The organism is Psychromonas aquatilis (genome assembly GCF_038155185.1).
GTDB classification, from domain to species: Bacteria; Pseudomonadota; Gammaproteobacteria; order Enterobacterales; family Psychromonadaceae; genus Psychromonas; species Psychromonas aquatilis.
Map to the genome: position 1 here is coordinate 86,186 of NZ_JBAKAZ010000001.1, position 20,771 is coordinate 106,956.

Sequence of the window (20,771 nt, forward strand, 5' to 3'; positions counted from 1 at the left end):
TAGTTTTTCCTCAATTTTTTAGTTAGTTAACGTTGATTATACTAACTTAAATAAGTTAGTTTTTAAAATTACCGATAAAATGATACTTTCAGTCACTGAATTACCTTTAAAGTTCGACCGTCAATAATATCATTTTATTATTTTTTTAGTTTGTCTGTTTGCACAAACAAAGCATAAAAAATTACGGTGTAAAATAAGTAATGTAATATTCCTGAATGATGATTTACATAGTTTTGTGTCAAACAGTACCCCATAACTAACACAATATGTGCGATACCTAATTGTCTAAAAATGTCAGTATTAGGATTGTGTTTTACCTTGTGTGTGCTGGAAAATAAATACAAAGGGACACAAAAAAACAACAATAATGCTAATATGCCAATCGCTCCTTTTGTTGATGCTTCTTCAATATAATTGTTATGTAAGCGTTCATACTTAAGAACAACAGGAGCAACTATTTTTTGATCCACTAAAGCTTGTTTATGTTGAAGCCTATTTTGGTAGCCAGACCCAAAGATAGGGTTACTTTTGAAAGTGTATATACCACTTTTCCACATTTCTAAACGGGCACCCACAGATGTATTACTATTACCTTTTTCACTAAATAAAGTTAAATCATCAATTACTTTCTGTACACGTCGCTCCACTAAATCTTTAGACACAACACCACCTACCACAGAGATAATAAGGAGCACTAATATCACCTTTTTTGTTATCAGTTGGCGATTGATGAGCAGTAACCAGACAATAACAAAAGGAGCAATTAGCCAACCGCCTCGAGCACCTGATAATAAGCTTGCTAAAAAACCAAATGAAGCACAAATTAAAGCAATTGCGGTTAAGTAGCCTCTTTTATCTTTAAGATATTGTATTGATATGATCAATGAAAACACACCTAATGACATAGCCATGTTGCCAGATTGAATAACCATATATTTAAAGCTACTAAATGCCCTGATCTCAAGAATTTGATAATGGTATAGAGCGATCATGCCACTCAGGAAAGAGCCTGCCAAAATACCACTAAAAAGCCATTCTTTTTTAGGTGGATAATGTAAAAGAAAAATAAAGACGGGAATAACAAAAAGAACACGGCTAGGCATATCAAGATTGCTTAACTTTCCTCCCAGTAACAGAAGGGATAAACCTGTGGTCAAGAAGTACCCCATAAATGCACTGGTTATCAGATAGAAGTCAGTAGGGCGTTTATTTTTTATTAATTTAGGTAAAGTGGTTAAGGAAACTAAACATAACATAGCAGCGATATAAGAATAACTTTTCCCCGTTGCTAAGATAGTAGTTGAATACAAGAATATTAATAGTGAGCTGAGGTAAGTTAGTTTTTGATTTAGCATTAGAATACTCAGTTATGCGAGGTTAGTTAAAGCAGTTTATGATATGGTTTAGGCTACTTTTATAATAAAATATTTCATTAATACAAAGAGAATATGAAATATACAAACGACTATTTTAGTGCACAATATAAATAGTTGAAAGGTAAATCCTCGTTTTATAAACTTCTTTGCAGGAATTAGAGCATCAAACATGTCAAAAAGGAAATTTAATGCCTTCGTTTAAATTGATAGAAATAGCAGAAACAAAGCAACGATTACAAAGTGAAAAGGCTATCTTAGTCGATACGCGAGACGCACAGTCTTACGCAGCAGATCATGCACCTGGGGCATTCAATTTGAATAATGAAACACTGCCAGTGTTTATGGATAAGATTGATGTTGATACGCCTGTCTTTGTGGTTTGCTATCATGGTAATAGTAGTAAAGGGGTTGCGCAATATTTAGCAGAGCAAGGCTACAAAGATACTTACAGTGTTGAAGGTGGAATGGCAATGTGGCGCCAGCTTTTCCCACTCGGTTCAGAGTAATCCTATTTAATTAATATTATTTCAAAAGGTAAATTATGAGTGTAGTTGATACTGATAGCATTGATGCTATCGGAATGGAAAAAGAAGCGAAGCGTGTATTCTTAAGTATTATTGATTCGCTACTTTGGGATGATGAAAATATACATTTATTTACATTACAAGAGAAAATTAATACCTATCTATACTTCATCGAGTCAGGTGAGTTATCTAAAGCATTACCTGATGCAGTAGGTTTTGATGTTGTGATTGAACTGATTTTAAAACATATGCCGAATGATCAGGCGATTACTTTTTTTGATAAAACTACACAGTTATTATTAGATAAAGGGATTATTTTTGTGTTTGGTCCTAACCGAGATACTGGTTACGCAGAACAACAAAGCTAAAAATCAATTTTTTTAAGCTTTTAAAGGAGGTTTTGCCTCCTTTTTTTATTTTTATATTTATATTTATCCTTTTAAATTTAAAAGCTTAGCGATAAATTTATTTATTTAACGCAAATATGTGATCAACTAGTAAATTATCGTTTGCCCCTGTACAGGGGATTTGGGATAATCCGCACCCTATATATCCGCAATTTCTATTAAACCAAAATGTAATCAGGAGAAACAGATGCCTTCTCGTCAAGAGTTAGCTAATGCAATTCGCGCCCTTAGTATGGATGCTGTCCAACAAGCCAATTCAGGTCACCCAGGCGCACCAATGGGTATGGCCGATATTGCACAAGTTCTATGGACTGACTTTCTAAAGCACAACCCGACTAACCCTGATTGGGCTGATCGCGACCGTTTTATTCTTTCTAATGGTCATGGTTCAATGCTTATTTATTCTCTATTGCATCTAACTGGTTATGATCTGTCAATTGACGATCTTAAAGGTTTCCGTCAGTTACATTCAAAAACACCTGGTCACCCAGAGTATGGTTATGCACCTGGTGTTGAGACAACAACAGGCCCATTAGGTCAAGGTATCACTAATGCTGTTGGTATGGCGATTGCTGAAAAATCATTAGCAGCGCAATTTAATAAAGACGGCCATGAAATTGTTGACCATAACACTTACGCTTTCTTAGGTGATGGTTGTTTAATGGAAGGTATTTCTCATGAAGCGTGTTCTCTAGCTGGTACATTGGGCCTAGGTAAACTAATTGCATTTTGGGATGACAACGGTATTTCAATTGACGGTGAAGTAGAAGGTTGGTTCACTGATGATACACCGAAACGTTTTGAGTCTTACGGATGGCAAGTGCTTTCTGTTGATGGCCATAACGCTGAAGAAATTAAAGACGCTATCATTGCTGCTAAAGCGGAAACGACTAAACCGACTATCATTTGTTGTAAAACAATCATTGGTTTTGGTTCTCCTGCTAAGCAAGGTACACATGACTGTCACGGTGCACCACTAGGTCACGATGAAATTGCTGCTACACGTAAAGCATTAGGTTGGAACCACGGTCCGTTTGAGATTCCTGCTGACATCTACGCTGGTTGGGATAACAAAGAGCAAGGTCAAGCTGCTGAGCAATCTTGGGAAGATAAGTTTGCTGCATACGCATCTGCTTACCCTGAATTAGCAAGCGAATACAAGCGTCGTGTAAATAATGAATTACCAACTGACTGGGAAGCAAAATCTTCAGCATACATTGCTGATTTACAAGCAAACCAAGGTAATATCGCGACACGTAAAGCATCACAAAACTGTATCGAAGCTTACGGTGCAATGCTACCTGAGTTACTAGGTGGTTCTGCTGACTTAGCACCATCAAACTTAACTATGTGGTCTGGTACTAAAGCTATTACTGCTGATGATGCTGCAGGAAACTACCTACATTACGGTGTACGTGAGTTTGCAATGGCCGCTATCATTAACGGTATCGCATTACACAAAGGTTTTGTTCCTTACGGCGCAACGTTCTTGATGTTCATGGAATATGCACGTAACGCATTACGTATGTCTGCATTAATGAAACAACGTTCTATTCAAGTGTTTACACATGACTCAATTGGTCTTGGTGAAGATGGTCCAACTCACCAACCTGTAGAACAAATTGCAAGCTTACGTTTAACGCCAAATATGAACACATGGCGCCCATGTGACAGTGTTGAATCTGCTGTTGCTTGGAAATTTGCAATTGAATCTGTTGATGCACCGTCATCACTTATCTTTAGCCGTCAAAACCTAAAACCACAAGCGCGTGATGCACAGCAATTAGCTGACGTTGCAAAAGGTGGTTATGTACTACTTGATAGCGAGACTCCTGCTGAAATTATCTTAATTGCAACTGGTTCAGAAGTTGAATTAGCAATGCAAGCTGCTGCTGAACTAACAGCATCAGGTAAAGCAGTACGTGTTGTATCAATCCCTTGTACTGAGCAATTTGAACTTCAATCTGCTGAATACAAAGAGTCTGTATTACCTGCGGCAGTGACTAAACGTGTTGCAATTGAAGCTGGTATTGCTGATTACTGGTACAAATACGTTGGCCTAAACGGTAAAGTAATTGGTATGACGACATTTGGTGAATCTGCACCTGCTGATCAATTATTTGAAATGTTTGGTTTCACTGTTAAAAACGTAGTTGAAACAGCTAACTCTCTATAATTAGCCTGTTTTACCATGTTTAATAAGCCGCGTTTATCGCGGCTTTTTTATTGCCTTTTTTCAGCCTCTCTTGTAGATGCAGTCAATAAAACAAAGCACTTCGCTCTTTGCCTTTTTGCATTTTATTTAGATGAAGTTTGTTTTGTTTTTTTTACTTTGATGCAAGCAGGGAGATTAAAGTCACCGCCCCGAAGTAGAAATTAAGTGTTTTTTGGGGCGGTGGGCGAATTAAGCGTCAGCTTAGTACCATGAGCGAAGGAGCTCTGCGACTTCTTTTTTCAGCCTCCCTTGTACGTGCAATGAATAAAAAAAGCATTTCGCCTCTTTACCTTGTTACATTTTACTTAAGTGAAGTTTGCTTACAGGCAAGTAGTTTAAAATCTGTCTTTTTTATATGCGCTATCTGAGTTGCTTTAATCGCAATAGATAAATCAATTAGATCATATTTTTACTTAGGTTAGTATTATCCTTAAACAAGGATAGGGGAGTTGTCTAAAAAGATGTTATAGCAAAGGACATCTCCTTAATAATATAAATGATTCATTCACCTAAAGACTTTGTGTTACCTTTGGGCTATGAATATTATTTAACCTTTCAATAAATACTGCTTTGTTTACCTTGACCAAATCACAGTTAGTTATCCTTTAATATCTCTGTATTAATACTCTATTGCTACCTATTCGTGAAGATTTACTTAATTCTATTGTTGGTGACCTATTACCCTTTAAGGCTTTATTGGAAAGGTTGTAGCGATAAAGATAACTTTTGTTATTAATGGCTTATACTCGAAGCAAAATGTTTATTTAGCACTGCTACGGCTATTAATATTTTAAAGGGGAGATAGGTAGGTGATGGTTTAGGCAGAGAAGCTAAATCGAAAGGGCCGATATCAGGCCCTTTCATTTTTAAGTCGCAATATCATCAAATAGTTAATGTTATTGCTTATTTTATATTATTAATAACCTGCACTTAATGATGATGGACGACGTGGATCTGACGCTCCGTATAAGCCGTTTTCAGAGGTCATGATACTTTGTGTACTTCCCATCGACTCTTGTACTTTAAGCTGGTGGCCTTTAGCTTCCAAAATATTCACTGTGTCTGCACTTAACCCAGATTCAACACGTATGTAGTCTGGTAACCATTGGTGGTGAATACGTGTTGCTGAAGTCGCATCTGCGATATTCATACCATAATCAATCACGTTAGAGATAACCTGTAAGGTAGTGGTTATAATACGTGAGCCACCCGGTGTGCCTGTAACCATAAACAACTCGTTATCTTTGAGAATAACCGTAGGGCTCATTGAGCTCAGTGGGCGCTTCCCAGGTGCAATTGCATTTGCTTCACCACCAATTAAACCATACCCATTAGCATGTCCCGGTTTCGCAGAGAAATCATCCATTTCATTATTTAATAAAACACCTGTACCTTTAGCGACAATTCCAGAACCATAACTGTAATTTAAGGTATAAGTATTCGCGACAGCATTGCCCCATTTATCGACTACACTGAAGTGAGTGGTTTGGTTACTTTCATAAGGTAAGTTTGCATCGGGTTGAATATCTTTACTTGGTGTAGCTTTATCCGGATCGATAGTATCAACAAGTTGTTTTGCATATGCTTTGCTGGTTAATGTTTTTACCGGAACTTTGACGAAATCACTATCGCCTAAATGTAGGCTTCTATCTGCATAGGCTCTACGCATGCTTTCCACTAATGTATGAATATGTTGTGCGCTATTATGACCCATTGCTGTGATGTCATAATTTTCTAGCATATTTAATATTTGCACTATATGAACACCGCCCGAAGATGGTGGTGGCATAGAGAATACTTGGTATCCTCGATATGTACCTTCAATCGCTTTTCTATCGACAGAGTGGTAATTTTTTAAATCATTTTCTGTCACGATACCGCCAGCTTCTTGGATACTTGCGGCAATTGCTTTGGCAATTTTTCCTTCGTAAAAGCCTTTTTCACCTTGCTCACTAATAATGGTTAATGTATCGGCTAGGTCTGTTTGTTTCAGTGTGTCACCGGGCGCGTAATTAACCCCGTCTTCTTTATAGAAAATGTTTTTGGCTTCTTCTGATTTACCTAATCTATCTTTTAATGCTGCTAACGAACCAGCTAAATCAGGTGTGACAGTAATACCTTCTTTAGCGAGCTTAATTGCTGGTGCAAGTAATTGCTCTCTTGAAAGGGTGCCATAAGTTTTACGGGCATGCTCTAACCCCATCACGGTTCCGGGCGTACCAATAGCTAAACCATGGAATTTAGATAAGTTAGGTGTTACTTCACCATTTTCATCTAAATACATATCTCTAGAAGCATCTGCAGGCGCTTTTTCTCGGTAATCAATGGCAATTACTTGCTGTTTCTCTGCTAGGTAGACAAGCATAAAACCACCACCGCCTAAGTTACCTGCTCGTGGTAGGGTTACTGCCAGTGCATAACCTACAGCAACCGCGGCATCCACAGCGTTACCACCTTGTTTTAAAATCTCTACACCAATTTTTGTTGCTAGTGCTTCCTGTGTTGCAACCATGCCACTTTTTGCCCATACTGGATGGTGGATTGCCATTTGGCTATAAATAGCGGGTGTTGTTGCTGCGATGGCTGTTTGACTGATTGAGAAGATTGAAAGTGATAAAACCGCTAACTTGAGCTGTGTGGGAATTTTATTTTTAATGGCAGAAAGCATACTAAATTTCCTTATTTAAGTGTGTAAGTGAGAATCCATATTATTTACTTATGTCACTTACTTATATCACTTTTTGTTTTTTTAGAGAAATGCATTCTGCTTATTTTTTGTTTTTATTGAGGTGTTTTTTTAACCTTCCATGTTTGAATCAATAAACATAAGGAAACAAAAAAGACTCCAATCCAACCGATCAACTTAAACTTTTCTCCAATAATAAATACAGCTAAAAGTGTCGCAATTAAAGGTTCAATCAGGGTGATTAAGGTTGCTTTACTCGCGTCCACAAACTTTAAACCGAAAGCAAAAAGAAGGTAACCTATAAACGTTGGTACGATCGCAAGGTACAAGGCTACGCTGAGGTTGGTTGAGCTGAAAGGTAGGTTTCCAACAGTCCACCATAGTGATGGTAATAGAAGGAGTGCCGCACCACCAAATAAAGTAGACATAGCAGTCTGTGAGTCGACTCCTTTTTCAATTAATTGTCTAGTTGCCCATGAATAACTGGCGTAACTCAAGCCAGCGATACAGCCTAAAATAATGCCAATGCTTTGTTGATAAATATCGCTCGCATTACTATCAATTTTCCTACCTAAGGCCAACAGGGCAATACCAATTGCACCGATGATAAAGCTTATTAACCATTGTGCAGAAATTGCCTTTTTGCTGATCAGACGCTCTAATAAAGCAGCAAATAAAGGGGCACTGGCAATAGAAATGACTGTACCAATCGCCACGCCAGATAATCGCATTGAGGTATAAAAAGCGAGTGGATAAACAACAATTGATAGGCTGCCGAGTAGCAGTAATTTTGGTGAGCTTAATAATTTTTGACTGTTTTTTAGCAGTTTTTCTCGAGCATTAAAAACAAGAAATATGCCTCCGACGCCCATTGAAAAAGCACCAATAGCAAGTGAGTTTATTTGTGGTGCATAGCTAGCCACTGTGCCTGTTGTGCCCCATAAAAAGCTAGCAAAAATGATTGCTAATATACCTTTAACGTTATTTAAGTCATTGTTCATATAAAGTCTACCAAGCTATGTTTGAGAGCTAATAATAAAGTAAATATGATCTGACTTTTTAACCATTAAGACGCATTTATTAACAATTAAGACGAGTTATTTTTTAAATTTAGTCGGCGGTAAACCAAAGTATTGTGAAAATTTTATACTAAAAGTAGACAGTTCCTGATAGCCCACTTTTTCACCGATTATTTGTAATGGGTAATCTGTATGAATTAACAAAGCTTGTGCTTTTTCCATTCGTATTCTGCTAACGTATGCCATGACAGTGCTGTTGGTTTGCACTTTAAAGTTCTTTTTAAGCTGCGTTTCGCTTAAACAAGCAATGGCGGCTAATTGTTTAAGTTGAATTGAATGGGCAATATTTTTTTCTATAAATGAAATGACTGCAGCAATGCGTTTATCAACTTTAGGCAGTAAGGTAAGCTCCGATAATAAGAGATAAAACATATCAAACATTACCTTTTCTAGTTGTTGGTTTATTTTGTTTTCTAATTGGCTCTCTATGACATTTAAATAATGAATAAGAGAACGATTAATCGCAAATACCACCGTGTTTGAAGATAGCAGGTTGGCGGGTAACTGTTGCATATCAGCAACAACAAACCTCGCCTCTGAATTAGCTGTAAATAAATGCTGTTGATCACGCTTAACAATAACGCATTCGCCTGGTGCAACCTTACCATTGAAGTTTTCTACTGTGATATTAATAACACCACGTAAAGGCAGCACTAGTTGATTAAACGGATGGGTATGGCTTACAGGTTTACTGCTATAGGAGCGAATCGATAGCTTATTTTGCATTATAGGTAGCGCCTTAACGGTTAGTTTTCTCTGGTGATAATAAAGGCAAATGTGAATGATTAAAAGAGTGGGCTATTGTTAGCGGCAGTGGGGTTAACAATCTCTAGAAAAGTGCGACAAAAAAGCCAGTGAGACGTTAAAGTCGACACTGGCTTATTAGTAAGGTTCAGTATGGCTATTTATTTAAACTTTATTTAAGTTTAGTTAAATCTCGTACTGCACCTTTATCTGCTGATGTTGCCATTGACGCATAAACTTTTAACGCCGTTGAGATAGGGCGAATACGATCAACTGGTTTCCAGCCGATAGTATCTTGTTTAGCACGACGCTCTGCTAGTACTTCATCAGATACTTGTAGGTTCATTTCACGTGTTGGAATGTTGATATCGATAATGTCACCATTTTCAATTAAACCAATGACACCGCCAGCAGCTGCTTCTGGTGATACATGACCAATAGATAAACCAGATGTACCACCTGAGAAACGACCATCGGTGATAAGTGCACACTCTTTACCTAACCCCATTGACTTTAAGTAACTCGTTGGGTAAAGCATTTCTTGCATACCCGGTCCACCTTGTGGGCCTTCGTAACGGATAACAACAACATCACCAGAAACCACTTTACCACCTAAGATTGCTTCAACAGCATCATCTTGGCTTTCGTATATTTTAGCTGGGCCAGTAAAGGTTAGGTTATCATCATCAACACCTGCCGTTTTAACCACAGCGCCGTCAATAGCCATATTACCGAATAATACGGCTAAACCACCTTCAGTACTGAAAGCGTTATCTAGAGAGCGTACACAACCTTCTGCACGATCGTTATCAACAGTATCCCAACGACAAGACTGACTGAATGCTTGTGTTGTACGGATACCCGCCGGACCTGCACGGTAAAAATCAATAATAGCTTGATCTTGCGTTTGCATAATATCGTATTTTGCTAACTGTTCACGCATGGTCATGTTTAAGATAGTTGGTGTGTCGCCATTTAATAAACCAGCCCTGTCTAACTCACCTAAAATAGCCATTACACCACCTGCACGATGCACATCTTCCATGTGGTATTTAGGCGTTGAAGGCGCTACTTTACATAGCTGAGGAATACGACGAGACATTTCATCCATATCCGCTACGGTAAAGTCTAATTCAGCTTCTTGTGCACAAGCTAACAAGTGCAGAATTGTATTCGTTGAACCACCCATTGCAATATCTAATGCCATTGCGTTTTCGAAAGCTGCACGGTTAGCAATTGAACGAGGTAATACAGAGTAATCATCTTCTTGATAATGGCGTTTTGCGATATCAACAATTCGGCTACCAGCGTCTAAAAATAATTGTTCACGGTCAGCATGAGTTGCTAACATTGAACCGTTACCTGGTAATGATAAACCTAATGCTTCAGTAAGACAGTTCATCGAGTTAGCTGTAAACATACCAGAACATGAACCACAGGTAGGGCAAGCGCTACGCTCTACTTTTTCAACATCTTCATCAGAGACTGTTTTATCAGCGCCCATTACCATTGCATCAACTAAGTCTAGTTTGATGATTTGATCTGAAAGCTTAGTTTTACCTGCTTCCATTGGGCCGCCTGAAACAAAAATAACAGGGATGTTTAGACGTAAAGCCGCCATTAACATTCCTGGGGTGATTTTGTCACAGTTAGAAATACAAACGATGGCATCAGCACAGTGAGCGTTAACCATGTATTCAATTGAGTCTGCAATGAGATCACGTGACGGTAAGCTATAAAGCATCCCTGAGTGACCCATCGCAATACCATCGTCAACAGCGATAGTATTGAATTCTTTAGCAATACCGCCAGCAGCTTCAACAGCACCGGCAACCAGTTGTCCCATATCTTTTAGGTGAACGTGGCCCGGTACAAATTGTGTAAAAGAGTTCGCGATTGCGATGATCGGTTTTCCGAAATCATCATCTTTCACGCCAGTTGCGCGCCATAATGCACGGGCACCTGCCATGTTACGACCATGTGTTGATGTTTTTGAACGATAAGCTGGCATTTCAATTTCCTTAAACTGCTTGTGGAGCAAATAAATATGTTAAATTTTTAATAACAATGATAGTGCAAGTAGAGCATATCACCTTTACCGGTACAATCTGCAATTATGCAGTTGCTTTAATTTCTTGTGGTTTAGATAGCGTGATCTCTATTACACCAATGATTTTTTCAATTTGTTTGGTTAACAAACTAATATCGCGCTCACTGACAATGTTCAACGTGATCGATAAGGTCTGTTGTGGTTGTTCAGTTTGTGAACTCATACTGTCCACACTAAAACCACGATGACGACAAACTCGTAATACACGCTCTAGAAATTCAGGGCTATTACTTGCCTTAATTACAATTGAATTATTCATTCTACGCTCTCCATCATTTGATCATTAGGTGCGCCTGGTGGCACTAAAGGCCATACATTTTCTTCTTCAGAGATGGATACATGTAGTAAGTAGGCGCCTTCACTATTTAAGAATCTATCTAAAGCAGCATTAATTTGTGATTTTACAACAATGGTTTCCCCTGGAATATCAAAGGCACTTGCTAAGGTCACAAAATCAGGGTTATCAGTTAATATTGTTTCACTGTAACGGCCTTTAAAGAATAACTTTTGCCATTGTCTTACCATGCCTAAACGCTGGTTATCGATGAGTAATATCTTTACTGGTAATTTCTTACGTTTAATCGTGCCTAGCTCTTGTACGTTCATCATAAATGAACCATCGCCAGCGACTGCGATCACCATGTTATCAGGGCGAGCAACTTGCGCACCTACCGCTGCAGGTACACCAAACCCCATTGTACCTAAACCAGAACTAGATATATGGTTTTCAGGGCGATCTACAAACATATGTTGAGCTACCCACATTTGATGTTGTCCTACATCACTACAAATCACTGTATCTGAAGGGATATTTTCTGCAATTTGACGTAATAATGCTGGGGCAAAAATAGGCTCTCCAGGATGATCGTAACGATTAGCAAATTCGATTTTCATATCGTTAACATGTTGCTGCCAAGGAGCGATATCAGTATTGGTTGAAATAGCAGGTAACACTAATTTTAAATCATCGGTCATGGATAACGTCACTGCACGTAATTTATTAATTTCAGCGGCATCAATATCTAAATGAATGACTTTTGCATGAGGGGCAAATTCATCTAACTTACCTGTCACACGGTCATCAAAACGCGCACCCACAGCAATTAATAGATCGCACTCTTGAATAGCAAGGTTAGAGGCTTTACTACCATGCATACCCACCATTCCCATAAAGTAAGGCGAGTCATGCTCAATACAACCAATCGCTTTTAATGTACAAACACTTGGAATACCTGTGTTTTTTACAAAGTCACGTAGTTCAGGTACAGCTTTGGCCATGCCAACACCGCCACCAATATATAATAATGGTTTATCAGCGTTGCTAATCATTTGTTGTGCTTGTTCAACAAGCTGTGCGTCGAGTATTTGTTGTTTAGCGGCAAGTTGAGCAACTTGATAAGCGACACTTTGACCGACTTGAATATCTTTTGGGATATCGATTAAAACAGGGCCAGGGCGACCTGTGGTAGCAACCTCAAAAGCTTGCTCAATAATAGGGCCAAGTTGTTCTGCAGACTGCACTAAAAAACTATGCTTAGTACAAGCTAAGGATAAACCTAATACATCGACTTCTTGAAAGGCATCGGTACCAATTAAATGAGTTGGCACTTGTCCCGTAATAGCAATAACAGGAATCGAGTCTAATAATGCATCAGCTAATCCTGTAATTAGGTTAGTTGCGCCGGGACCTGAAGTCGCAATGCACACACCCACATTACCAGTTGCTCGTGCATAGCCTATTGCCGCCATTGCAGCACCTTGCTCATGACGACATAACAGGTGATCAACACCGCCATCATATAATGCGTCGTATAGTGGCATGATCGCGCCACCAGGGTAACCAAATACTTGAGTAACGTTCTTTTCTTTTAATGCTTGTACAACAAAATGTGCACCATTCATGGGTTCTTCCTGAAATTAATGATGGTTAATCAATTTGTCGTAATAAAGGCAAGATTGATTTTTTAAAAGGGTGGTCTTTATAGCAAAAATACGCGGTTCAAACAAGATTTGTAACATTTTTAATCAATGATAAATAACAGGATCTAGATCTAAGGATAAGTTGCTAGGTTTGATACTGTCTGTTTAATATTGGGCGGTGCTATGGTTTTGTAGTATTGGCTATAAAAAAGCAGTTTTTCACCACTTCTCGCTGCAAAATGTTTAAGTGATGAAAACCTAAAGATACTTATACATTTTAGAGTAAATACAGGGGGGGCTTGAAAGGATAGCAAAAGCGCTTTTACAGAATAAAAACGCGTTTGCTTAAATATTAAAACTATCTTGCCGCTTTTGTTGGTGTTTCAGCCTTGCTTTTTGTGTATTCAGCAACGGTAAGTTGTTCAAAAGCAAGTGCAATCCAACTACTCATCAACATATCATAGTGCTGTTCAACACCACTACAACCAACCACAATATTACCGTATACAAAAGAACCATAAAATAAAATATCGTCTTCTTGCAATGATGAAGGGTGTTTAGATTGAATATCTAAATTTGCACAGCCATTACGCCAAGCTTGTTTCGCTTTCTTTCTTGCTAGCTCGTCAAAAGGAATAGTCCACTCACTTGGGTTACCTAATGATTGCTCTACTAAAATAGCATCTTCAAATGATGCTTCCCAAGGCTTTAATGCTGGATCCATGATTACGATGTGTAATTCTTGTCTATTAGTACGCTCAAATAATTTTGCAATAGATGGTTTAACGACTTCAATGGCGTCTAGTGCAATTTCTTTGTTACTTTTCATCGACTTTCCCTTTTACTTTGATCATTAATGGTTAAATATTTTGTCATACCATACTATTTAATGGGCGGTAATACCGTGAACAATAACTCAATTTAAATTATCCAGTGTTGGTTACCTTTTTTAATATATAAAATCTTGCTAATGCGACGGGCACAATTGGTTATGCCTCCTATACTTAATCTTATATTTACTGATTTAAGTAAGGGGGAAGCATGGCGTTAGCGAGATTAGTGTGTCGCTCTATTTCTGGTGTAGATGCCCCTGAAGTTGAAGTAGAAATTCATTTAGGGACAGGTTTGCCAGGGTTTTCTTTAGTTGGGTTACCGGAAACATCAGTGAAAGAAGCAAAAGATCGGGTACGTAGTGCGATTTTAAATAGTCACTTTAAATTTCCAAGTAAAAGGATCACTGTTAATCTTGCTCCGGCTAACTTACCTAAGGAAGGAGGGCGCTTTGACCTTGCAATTGCCATTGGTATTTTACTCGCATCGGAGCAGATACAGTGTCCATCTATTTTAGATTTTGAATGTTATGCTGAGCTCTCTCTTTCAGGCGAACTACGACGTGTTGACGGTATTATTCCTTGTGCTTTAGCAGCTAAAAAGCAGCAAAGAAAAGTACTCGTTTGTGTTGAGAATGAACATGAGTGTGCATTAACTGGCGCAACTGGGTTTGTGGCGAAGCATTTACTAGATGTATGTGCTTTTCTAGAAAATAAATTAACGCTTGAAGGTGTACAGCAAACAGAAGCTGCTCCAGTTTCATCTTCACATATTGATTTCAGTGATGTAATGGGACAAGAGCAAGCTAAAAGAGTATTAGAGGTGGCAGCAGCAGGGTCGCATAATTTATTGTTGATTGGTCCCCCTGGAACAGGTAAAAGCATGTTGGCTGAGCGCTTTATGACACTTTTGCCTTATTTAGAGGAGCAACAAGCACTACAAACTGCAGCCGTATATTCTGTGTGTGGCAAGCAACGAGACGATTGGTTTCTTCCTCCTTATCGTGCGCCACACCATAGTGCATCTGCGGTTGCGCTGGTGGGTGGCGGAGGAAAGCCAAAACCCGGGGAGATATCACTATCACATCATGGCGTGTTATTTTTAGATGAATTGCCTGAGTTTCCTCGACAAGTATTAGACAGCTTACGACAACCGATGGAAAATCATCAAGTCACTATTTCTCGTGCCGCTAATCAAGTGACTTTTCCTGCTCACTTTCAATTAATTGCAGCGATGAACCCGAGCCCCTGTGGACATATTTCAGGGAGCTTGAGACGCAGCACCCCAGATCAAATTTTACGTTATCTAAACCGTTTATCAGGGCCTTTTTTAGACCGCTTTGCATTAGCGATTATGGTGCCTCTATTACCCAAGGGTATGTTAGCTGAATCGCAACAAGGTAAGCAAAATAAAGCGGAAAAAAGTGCAGAGATTAGGGCTCGAGTCTTAGCTGCGCGTGACCTGCAATGGAAAAGACAGGGGAAATTAAATCATTATTTATCTAGCCAAGAAGTGAATGATTATTGTGTCTTAAATCATGATGATGCTTTATTTTTAGAGCAAGCAATTGAAAAAATGGGATTATCTATTCGCGCTTGGCATAGTTTATTGAAAGTGGCGAGGAGCATTGCAGATTTAGAGCAGGCTCCTGATTTAACTAGAGCGCATTTATGTGAAGCATTAAATTATCGAGCAATGGACCGCTTGTTTAGTAGTTTTAATTAATGCGTAAACTTATTTTAAATAGAGGTGCTGTGTTTAATTCATTGTTGTATTCAATGCAATGAAAAAAGGGACTTAAAAATAAGTCCCTTTTATTAGCTATTACTGATGTGCATATTAAGAACAGCCAGTTAATAACGGGCTGCTCATGACAACATCACATTACAATGCTTTGATTGTCTCAATTTGCTCATTAAGTTTGCCACAAGTCGTTTGGTACTCAGCTTGTTTTGCTTTTTCTTTAGTAATCACCGCTTCAGGTGCATTACTTACAAAACGCTCATTGCTCAGTTTACCAGATACTTTATCTAACTCTTTTTTAGCTTTCTCAAGTTGTTTTGTTAAACGCGCTAATTCCGCTTCAACATCAATTAATCCCGCCATTGGAATTAATAGCTCTAGATCACCGATTAATGCAGTAACAGACACTGGTGTTTCTTCACCTTGTGCAACAAAAGTAACACTTTCTAGTTTTGCTAATGCAGCTAAGAAAGCTTCATTGTCGTTAAAGCGACGTCTAGCTTCATCATCTGCATTTTTCACTAATACGTTAAGTGGTACTTTTGGACTAATATCCATTTCACCACGGATGTTACGCACTGCATCGATAACTTGTTTAACCCATTCAAGGTCAGCGACAGCTTGCTCATCAACTTGTGATGCATCATATTCAGGGTAAGCTTCTAACATGATGGTTTCACCGCCTTGACCAGTGATTGTTTTCACTCGTTGCCAAATTTCTTCAGTCATAAACGGAAGCATAGGATGAGCAACACGTAATAATGTTTCTAATACATTGATTAGTGTATTACGTGTACCACGTTGTTGTTCTTCATCACCTTTGAATAAAACAGGTTTCGTTAGCTCTAAGTACCAACCACAGAATTCATTCCAAATGAAATCGTAAAGAATGTTTGCTGCGATATCAAAGCGGTATGAGTCTAATGCTTGACGGAACTCTTTGATCATATTTTGTAATTGACCTTGGATCCAACGGTCAGCAAGACTGAACTGCATTGCTTTGTTGTCACCAAAACCAAAGTCTTGATCTTCGGCATCCATTAATACATAGCGGCTTGCATTCCATAATTTATTACAGAAGTTGCGGTAACCTTCAAGACGATTCATATCCCAGTTGATATCACGACCCGTTGAAGCCATTGCTGCTAATGTGAAACGTAATGCATCAGTACCATGTGCTTCGATACCATTTGCGAAGGTTTTACGCGTGTCTTTTTCAATTTTCTTAGCAAGTTGTGGCTGCATCATATTGCCAGTACGTTTTGTCACTAGGCTTTCAAGGTCTAAACCATCAATCATATCTAAAGGATCTAATACGTTACCTTTAGACTTAGACATTTTATCGCCATTCTCATCACGGATAAGCCCGGTTACATAAACGGTTTTAAAAGGTACTTGTGGTGTGCCATCTTCATTCTTCATAAAGTGCATGGTTAGCATGATCATACGTGCTACCCAGAAGAAGATGATGTCAAAACCTGTTACCAATACATCAGTTGAATGGAACGTTTTTAGATCCATTGTTTGGTTTGGCCAACCTAATGTAGAGAAGGTCCATAAGCCTGAAGAGAACCATGTATCCAATACATCATCATCTTGGTTTAAAACAACACTCTCATCTAAGTTATGCTTAGCACGTACTTCTGCTTCATCATGACCCACGTAAACTTTACCAGCTTCATCATACCAAGCAGGGATACGGTGTCCCCACCATAACTGACGTGAAACACACCAGTCATTCAGGTCATTCATCCACGAGTTGTACATGTTTTCGTATTGTTGTGGTACGAATTTGATATCGCCATTTGCAACAGCTTCAGTTGCTGTTTTAGCCAGTGGTGCAACACGCACATACCATTGGTCTGTTAACATTGGTTCGATAACAACACCACCACGATCCCCGTATGGTACGGTTAAGTCATGGTCTTTAATCTCATCTAATAAACCTAATTCTTCCAGCTCACTAACCACTAATTTACGTGCAGCTTCGCGCGTTAAACCTTGGAATTGTGCTGGTAAGTCAGTTGCGTAATCATCGCTCTTTTCACCATTAGTATTAAATACTTCTGCGCTTTCACGGATACAAGCATCAAAGGTTAATACGTTGATCATTGGTAGTTTATTGCGTTTACCAACTTCATAATCATTGAAGTCATGTGCAGGTGTGATTTTTACACAACCTGTGCCTTTTTCCATATCGGCATGTTCATCAGCTATGATTGGAATTTCACGATTAACGAATGGTAGTAAAATCGTTTTACCAATTAAGTGTTGGTAACGTGGGTCTTCTGGATTAACTGCAACACCTGTATCACCTAATAAGGTTTCAGGACGTGTAGTTGCTACTACAATGTAATCTTTACCGTCGAGAGTTTTTACACCATTCGCTAGTGGGTAACGGAAGTGCCACATGAAGCCTTTAACATCTTTATTTTCTACTTCTAAATCTGAAATCGCTGTGTGTAGTTTTGGATCCCAGTTTACAAGACGTTTACCACGGTAGATTAGGTCGTCGTTGTATAAATCAACAAAAGTCTTTTTAACCGCTTCAGATAAACCATCATCCATAGTAAAGCGTTCACGATCCCAATCTACAGACGTACCTAGACGACGCATTTGACGTGAAATATTACCACCAGACTCTGCTTTCCAGTCCCAGATTTTTTCAATGAAAGTCTCACGGCCTAGTTCTTTACGTGTTTGGCCTGTTTCAGCAAATAATTTACGTTCAACAACCATTTGTGTTGCGATACCAGCGTGGTCTGTACCCATTTGCCAAAGCGTGTTTTTGCCTTGCATACGTTGGTAACGAATCAATGTATCCATGATCGTATCTTGGAAAGCGTGACCCATGTGTAAACTACCAGTGACATTTGGTGGTGGGATCATGATGCAGAAGCTTTCTTTATCAGTATCACCGTGTGGCTTGAAGTAACCTTTTTCTTCCCAGGTTTGGTAATTTTTTTGCTCAATCGCACTTGGGTTGTATGTTTTTTCCATCATTTGTCTTCTGTCTGGTTGGTTGACTCTTGGGATGTTGCTTTAACATCTTGAGTAGATAGGGTGTGGCCTAATTTTTTATAGGCACTGTAACGCATTCGCGCATTAATTTTTAGTTGTTCTTGTGCTGGCACAAAATCAATAATTTGTTGGAAGTTTAAATTAAACTCCGGAATGGATTGGTTCAGGTTGATTAACACAGCGCGAGGGTGCTGCGGAGCAAGCCAACTTATTTCAACAGGTGAACCATAACGTGGGCCTTCGCCCACTAAGTTGTGTGGTACGAAACTATCACCATCAAATTGCCATAAATACTCATCAACAATAAAAGCATCTTGTTGATTTTCAGTATAAATAAACACTTTCTGATTTTGCTGATAATAATAAGCCGCCAACTGACACGCTTGCATAAAATACGGCGGTAAGTTGGCATCCGTTCCTTCTTCAGAATGAATGTAAAATAGAACTTGGCTCATTATTGGTTTGTACCTTGCTTATTTAAATACATTTAAGCGTCTACGTCTGTTAGATCTTGTTCACTACGGTTAATAACAAACTGAGTCAATAGTGGAACAGGACGGCCTGTCGCACCTTTTTGAGCACCAGAGCGCCATGCTGTACCGGCAATATCTAAATGTGCCCATGTGTAAGCTTTAGTGAAGCGAGATAAGAAACAAGCTGCAGTGATTGAACCCGCTGGGCGGCCACCGATATTAGCCATATCTGCAAATGGGCTATCCAATTGTTTTTGGAAGTCATCGTCCATTGGTAATTGCCACGCTTTATCACTTGCTTGATTTGATGCACTTAACAGCTCATTTGTTAAACCTTTATGTGGGCTCATTAGCGCGCTGATATTGTGACCTAATGCGATAATACAAGCACCGGTTAATGTTGCCATATCAACAACACACTCAGGTTCAAAACGTTCAACGTAAGTTAGTGCATCACATAATACTAAACGGCCTTCAGCATCAGTATTTAATACTTCAACTGTTAATCCAGACATTGTAGTTAGGATATCACCAGGACGATAAGCGTTACTTGATGGCATATTTTCTGCCGCAGCCACTAATCCGATCACATTAATGTTTAGATCTAATTTTGCGATTGATTGCATAGTACCAAAGACTGATGCTGCACCACCCATATCGTATTTCATCTCATCCATGCCTGCGCCTGGTTTTAATGAGATACCGCCTGAGTCAAAAGTTAAGCCTTTACCAACAAGTACAATCGGTTTTTGATCGCTTGGACCACCTTGGTAATTCATAATTGACATATAAGCTGGGTTTGCAGAACCTTGTGCAACAGCTAAGTAGCTATTCATGCCTAGCTCTCGCATTTGCTCTGTATCAACCACTTCAGTCGTAATCTTGTCGAACTTTTGATCAAGTTCTTGTGCTTGTTGGCTTAGGTATAATGGCGTACAAATGTTTGGCGGCATATTTGCTAAGTCTTTACATAGCGTCATACCTTCAGCAATAGCTAAACCATGTTGTAGGGCAAGCTCTGCTCGAGTCAGTTCTTTACGGCTTGGTACATTGAAAGTCAGCTTACGCAATGGACGTCGTGCGCTGTCTTTAGTGGTTTTGAATTGATCAAAACTATACAAGCTGTCCTGTGTTGTTTCTACCGCTTGGCGAACCGCCCAGTAGCTATCACGACCTTTAATATGAAGCTCTGATAAGAAACTAATTGCTTCTAATGCACCGGTATCATTTAATGTCGTGATGCTTTTTTCAATGATTTGCTTGTATTCTTTTTCCGTTAACTCACGCTCTTTACCACAACCTACTAATAAAACACGTTCACTTAAAACGTTAGGTACATGATGTAAAAATAAGACCTGGCCAACTTTACCTTCGATATCACCACGGCGTAGTAGAGCGCTTAAATATCCTTCACTTACTTCGTCTAATACTTCAGCTGCTGCTGATAAACGACGTGGCTCAAATACACCGACAACGATACATGCACTGCGTTGTTTTGCCGGGCTACCACTTTTAACTAAAAATTCCATATGTATCCTTAAAACGATTATATTAATATTAACTGTGCTATTTTTGTAAAAATGCAGTTATCATAAGCAATTGTGGATCTTTAAACGTAATATAAACTTACTTAAAGAGCAAT

General features: G+C 38.9%; 15 protein-coding genes. 4 read left to right on the top strand and 11 right to left on the bottom strand.

Annotated features, from left to right (window positions below; all coding sequences use genetic code 11):
* Positions 1-137: 137 nt before the first annotated feature.
* Positions 138-1,355, bottom strand: coding sequence for an O-antigen ligase family protein (locus V6256_RS00380; RefSeq protein WP_341595986.1), 1,218 nt, complete (start codon positions 1,353-1,355; stop codon positions 138-140).
* 209 nt (positions 1,356-1,564) lie between these two features.
* On the opposite strand from V6256_RS00380, the gene glpE reads away from it, so the two are divergent.
* The 3 genes from glpE (at position 1,565) to tkt (ending at position 4,483) form a co-directional block, all read left to right on the top strand.
* A complete protein-coding gene (gene glpE / locus V6256_RS00385) occupies positions 1,565-1,882 on the top strand; it encodes a thiosulfate sulfurtransferase GlpE (RefSeq protein ID WP_341595987.1) in 318 nt (105 codons plus the stop codon).
* A gap of 35 nt (positions 1,883-1,917) precedes the next feature.
* The gene (locus V6256_RS00390; RefSeq protein ID WP_341595988.1) at positions 1,918-2,268 is read left to right on the top strand and encodes a DUF6572 domain-containing protein; all 351 of its coding nucleotides are present in this window, start codon (positions 1,918-1,920) and stop codon (positions 2,266-2,268) included.
* Positions 2,269-2,494: 226 nt separating this feature from the next.
* Positions 2,495-4,483, top strand: a complete 1,989-nt coding sequence (gene tkt, locus V6256_RS00395; RefSeq protein WP_341595989.1) for a transketolase — start codon at positions 2,495-2,497, stop codon at positions 4,481-4,483.
* A gap of 955 nt (positions 4,484-5,438) precedes the next feature.
* Here tkt and ggt read toward each other — a convergent pair.
* The 7 genes from ggt to V6256_RS00430 all read right to left on the bottom strand — a co-directional run bounded on the left by ggt (position 5,439) and on the right by V6256_RS00430 (position 13,890).
* Complete coding sequence (gene ggt, locus V6256_RS00400) at positions 5,439-7,190, bottom strand: gamma-glutamyltransferase (protein WP_341595990.1); 1,752 nt, start codon at positions 7,188-7,190, stop codon at positions 5,439-5,441.
* A 113-nt stretch (positions 7,191-7,303) separates the two neighbouring features.
* Entirely contained in the window at positions 7,304-8,209 is a 906-nt protein-coding gene (locus V6256_RS00405) for a DMT family transporter (protein WP_341595991.1), read from the bottom strand.
* 96 nt (positions 8,210-8,305) lie between these two features.
* Positions 8,306-9,013 (bottom strand): helix-turn-helix domain-containing protein, encoded by a 708-nt coding sequence (locus tag V6256_RS00410; RefSeq protein ID WP_341595992.1) that lies wholly within the window; start codon positions 9,011-9,013, stop codon positions 8,306-8,308.
* 190 nt (positions 9,014-9,203) lie between these two features.
* Positions 9,204-11,042 (bottom strand): dihydroxy-acid dehydratase, encoded by a 1,839-nt coding sequence (gene ilvD / locus V6256_RS00415; protein WP_341595993.1) that lies wholly within the window; start codon positions 11,040-11,042, stop codon positions 9,204-9,206.
* Positions 11,043-11,145: 103 nt separating this feature from the next.
* Entirely contained in the window at positions 11,146-11,400 is a 255-nt protein-coding gene (gene ilvM / locus V6256_RS00420; RefSeq protein ID WP_341595994.1) for an acetolactate synthase 2 small subunit, read from the bottom strand.
* Complete coding sequence (gene ilvG, locus V6256_RS00425; RefSeq protein ID WP_341595995.1) at positions 11,397-13,043, bottom strand: acetolactate synthase 2 catalytic subunit; 1,647 nt, start codon at positions 13,041-13,043, stop codon at positions 11,397-11,399. Before ilvG ends, ilvM begins: the two co-directional genes overlap by 4 nt.
* Before the next feature lie 376 nt (positions 13,044-13,419).
* Positions 13,420-13,890 (bottom strand): hypothetical protein, encoded by a 471-nt coding sequence (locus V6256_RS00430; protein WP_341595996.1) that lies wholly within the window; start codon positions 13,888-13,890, stop codon positions 13,420-13,422.
* Between the two features lie 212 nt (positions 13,891-14,102).
* On the opposite strand from V6256_RS00430, the gene V6256_RS00435 reads away from it, so the two are divergent.
* Positions 14,103-15,617, top strand: a complete 1,515-nt coding sequence (locus tag V6256_RS00435) for a YifB family Mg chelatase-like AAA ATPase (protein WP_341595997.1) — start codon at positions 14,103-14,105, stop codon at positions 15,615-15,617.
* Positions 15,618-15,776: 159 nt separating this feature from the next.
* Here V6256_RS00435 and V6256_RS00440 read toward each other — a convergent pair whose 3' ends face one another.
* From V6256_RS00440 to pepA, 3 genes are read right to left on the bottom strand one after another with little or no spacing between them, the layout of a single operon-like run.
* The gene (locus V6256_RS00440; RefSeq protein WP_341596012.1) at positions 15,777-18,635 is read right to left on the bottom strand and encodes a valine--tRNA ligase; all 2,859 of its coding nucleotides are present in this window, start codon (positions 18,633-18,635) and stop codon (positions 15,777-15,779) included.
* A complete protein-coding gene (locus tag V6256_RS00445; protein WP_341595998.1) occupies positions 18,635-19,111 on the bottom strand; it encodes a DNA polymerase III subunit chi in 477 nt (158 codons plus the stop codon). Before V6256_RS00445 ends, V6256_RS00440 begins: the two co-directional genes overlap by 1 nt.
* A 32-nt stretch (positions 19,112-19,143) precedes the next feature.
* On the bottom strand, positions 19,144-20,658 hold the full coding sequence (gene pepA / locus V6256_RS00450; protein ID WP_341595999.1) for a leucyl aminopeptidase: 1,515 nt from the start codon (positions 20,656-20,658) through the stop codon (positions 19,144-19,146).
* Positions 20,659-20,771: the final 113 nt, after the last annotated feature.

Bases quoted from the DNA above. Each gene is read 5' to 3' on its own strand.
- ilvM (WP_341595994.1), bottom strand. From the start codon at position 11,400: ATGAATAATTCAATTGTAATTAAGGCAAGTAATAGCCCTGAATTTCTA.
- V6256_RS00440 (WP_341596012.1), bottom strand. From the start codon at position 18,635: ATGGAAAAAACATACAACCCAAGTGCGATTGAGCAAAAAAATTACCAA.
- glpE (WP_341595987.1), top strand. From the start codon at position 1,565: ATGCCTTCGTTTAAATTGATAGAAATAGCAGAAACAAAGCAACGATTA.
- V6256_RS00410 (WP_341595992.1), bottom strand. From the start codon at position 9,013: ATGCAAAATAAGCTATCGATTCGCTCCTATAGCAGTAAACCTGTAAGC.
- ilvD (WP_341595993.1), bottom strand. From the start codon at position 11,042: ATGCCAGCTTATCGTTCAAAAACATCAACACATGGTCGTAACATGGCA.
- V6256_RS00390 (WP_341595988.1), top strand. From the start codon at position 1,918: ATGAGTGTAGTTGATACTGATAGCATTGATGCTATCGGAATGGAAAAA.
- V6256_RS00405 (WP_341595991.1), bottom strand. From the start codon at position 8,209: ATGAACAATGACTTAAATAACGTTAAAGGTATATTAGCAATCATTTTT.
- V6256_RS00380 (WP_341595986.1), bottom strand. From the start codon at position 1,355: ATGCTAAATCAAAAACTAACTTACCTCAGCTCACTATTAATATTCTTG.
- tkt (WP_341595989.1), top strand. From the start codon at position 2,495: ATGCCTTCTCGTCAAGAGTTAGCTAATGCAATTCGCGCCCTTAGTATG.
- ggt (WP_341595990.1), bottom strand. From the start codon at position 7,190: ATGCTTTCTGCCATTAAAAATAAAATTCCCACACAGCTCAAGTTAGCG.
- V6256_RS00430 (WP_341595996.1), bottom strand. From the start codon at position 13,890: ATGAAAAGTAACAAAGAAATTGCACTAGACGCCATTGAAGTCGTTAAA.
- ilvG (WP_341595995.1), bottom strand. From the start codon at position 13,043: ATGAATGGTGCACATTTTGTTGTACAAGCATTAAAAGAAAAGAACGTT.
- pepA (WP_341595999.1), bottom strand. From the start codon at position 20,658: ATGGAATTTTTAGTTAAAAGTGGTAGCCCGGCAAAACAACGCAGTGCA.
- V6256_RS00435 (WP_341595997.1), top strand. From the start codon at position 14,103: ATGGCGTTAGCGAGATTAGTGTGTCGCTCTATTTCTGGTGTAGATGCC.
- V6256_RS00445 (WP_341595998.1), bottom strand. From the start codon at position 19,111: ATGAGCCAAGTTCTATTTTACATTCATTCTGAAGAAGGAACGGATGCC.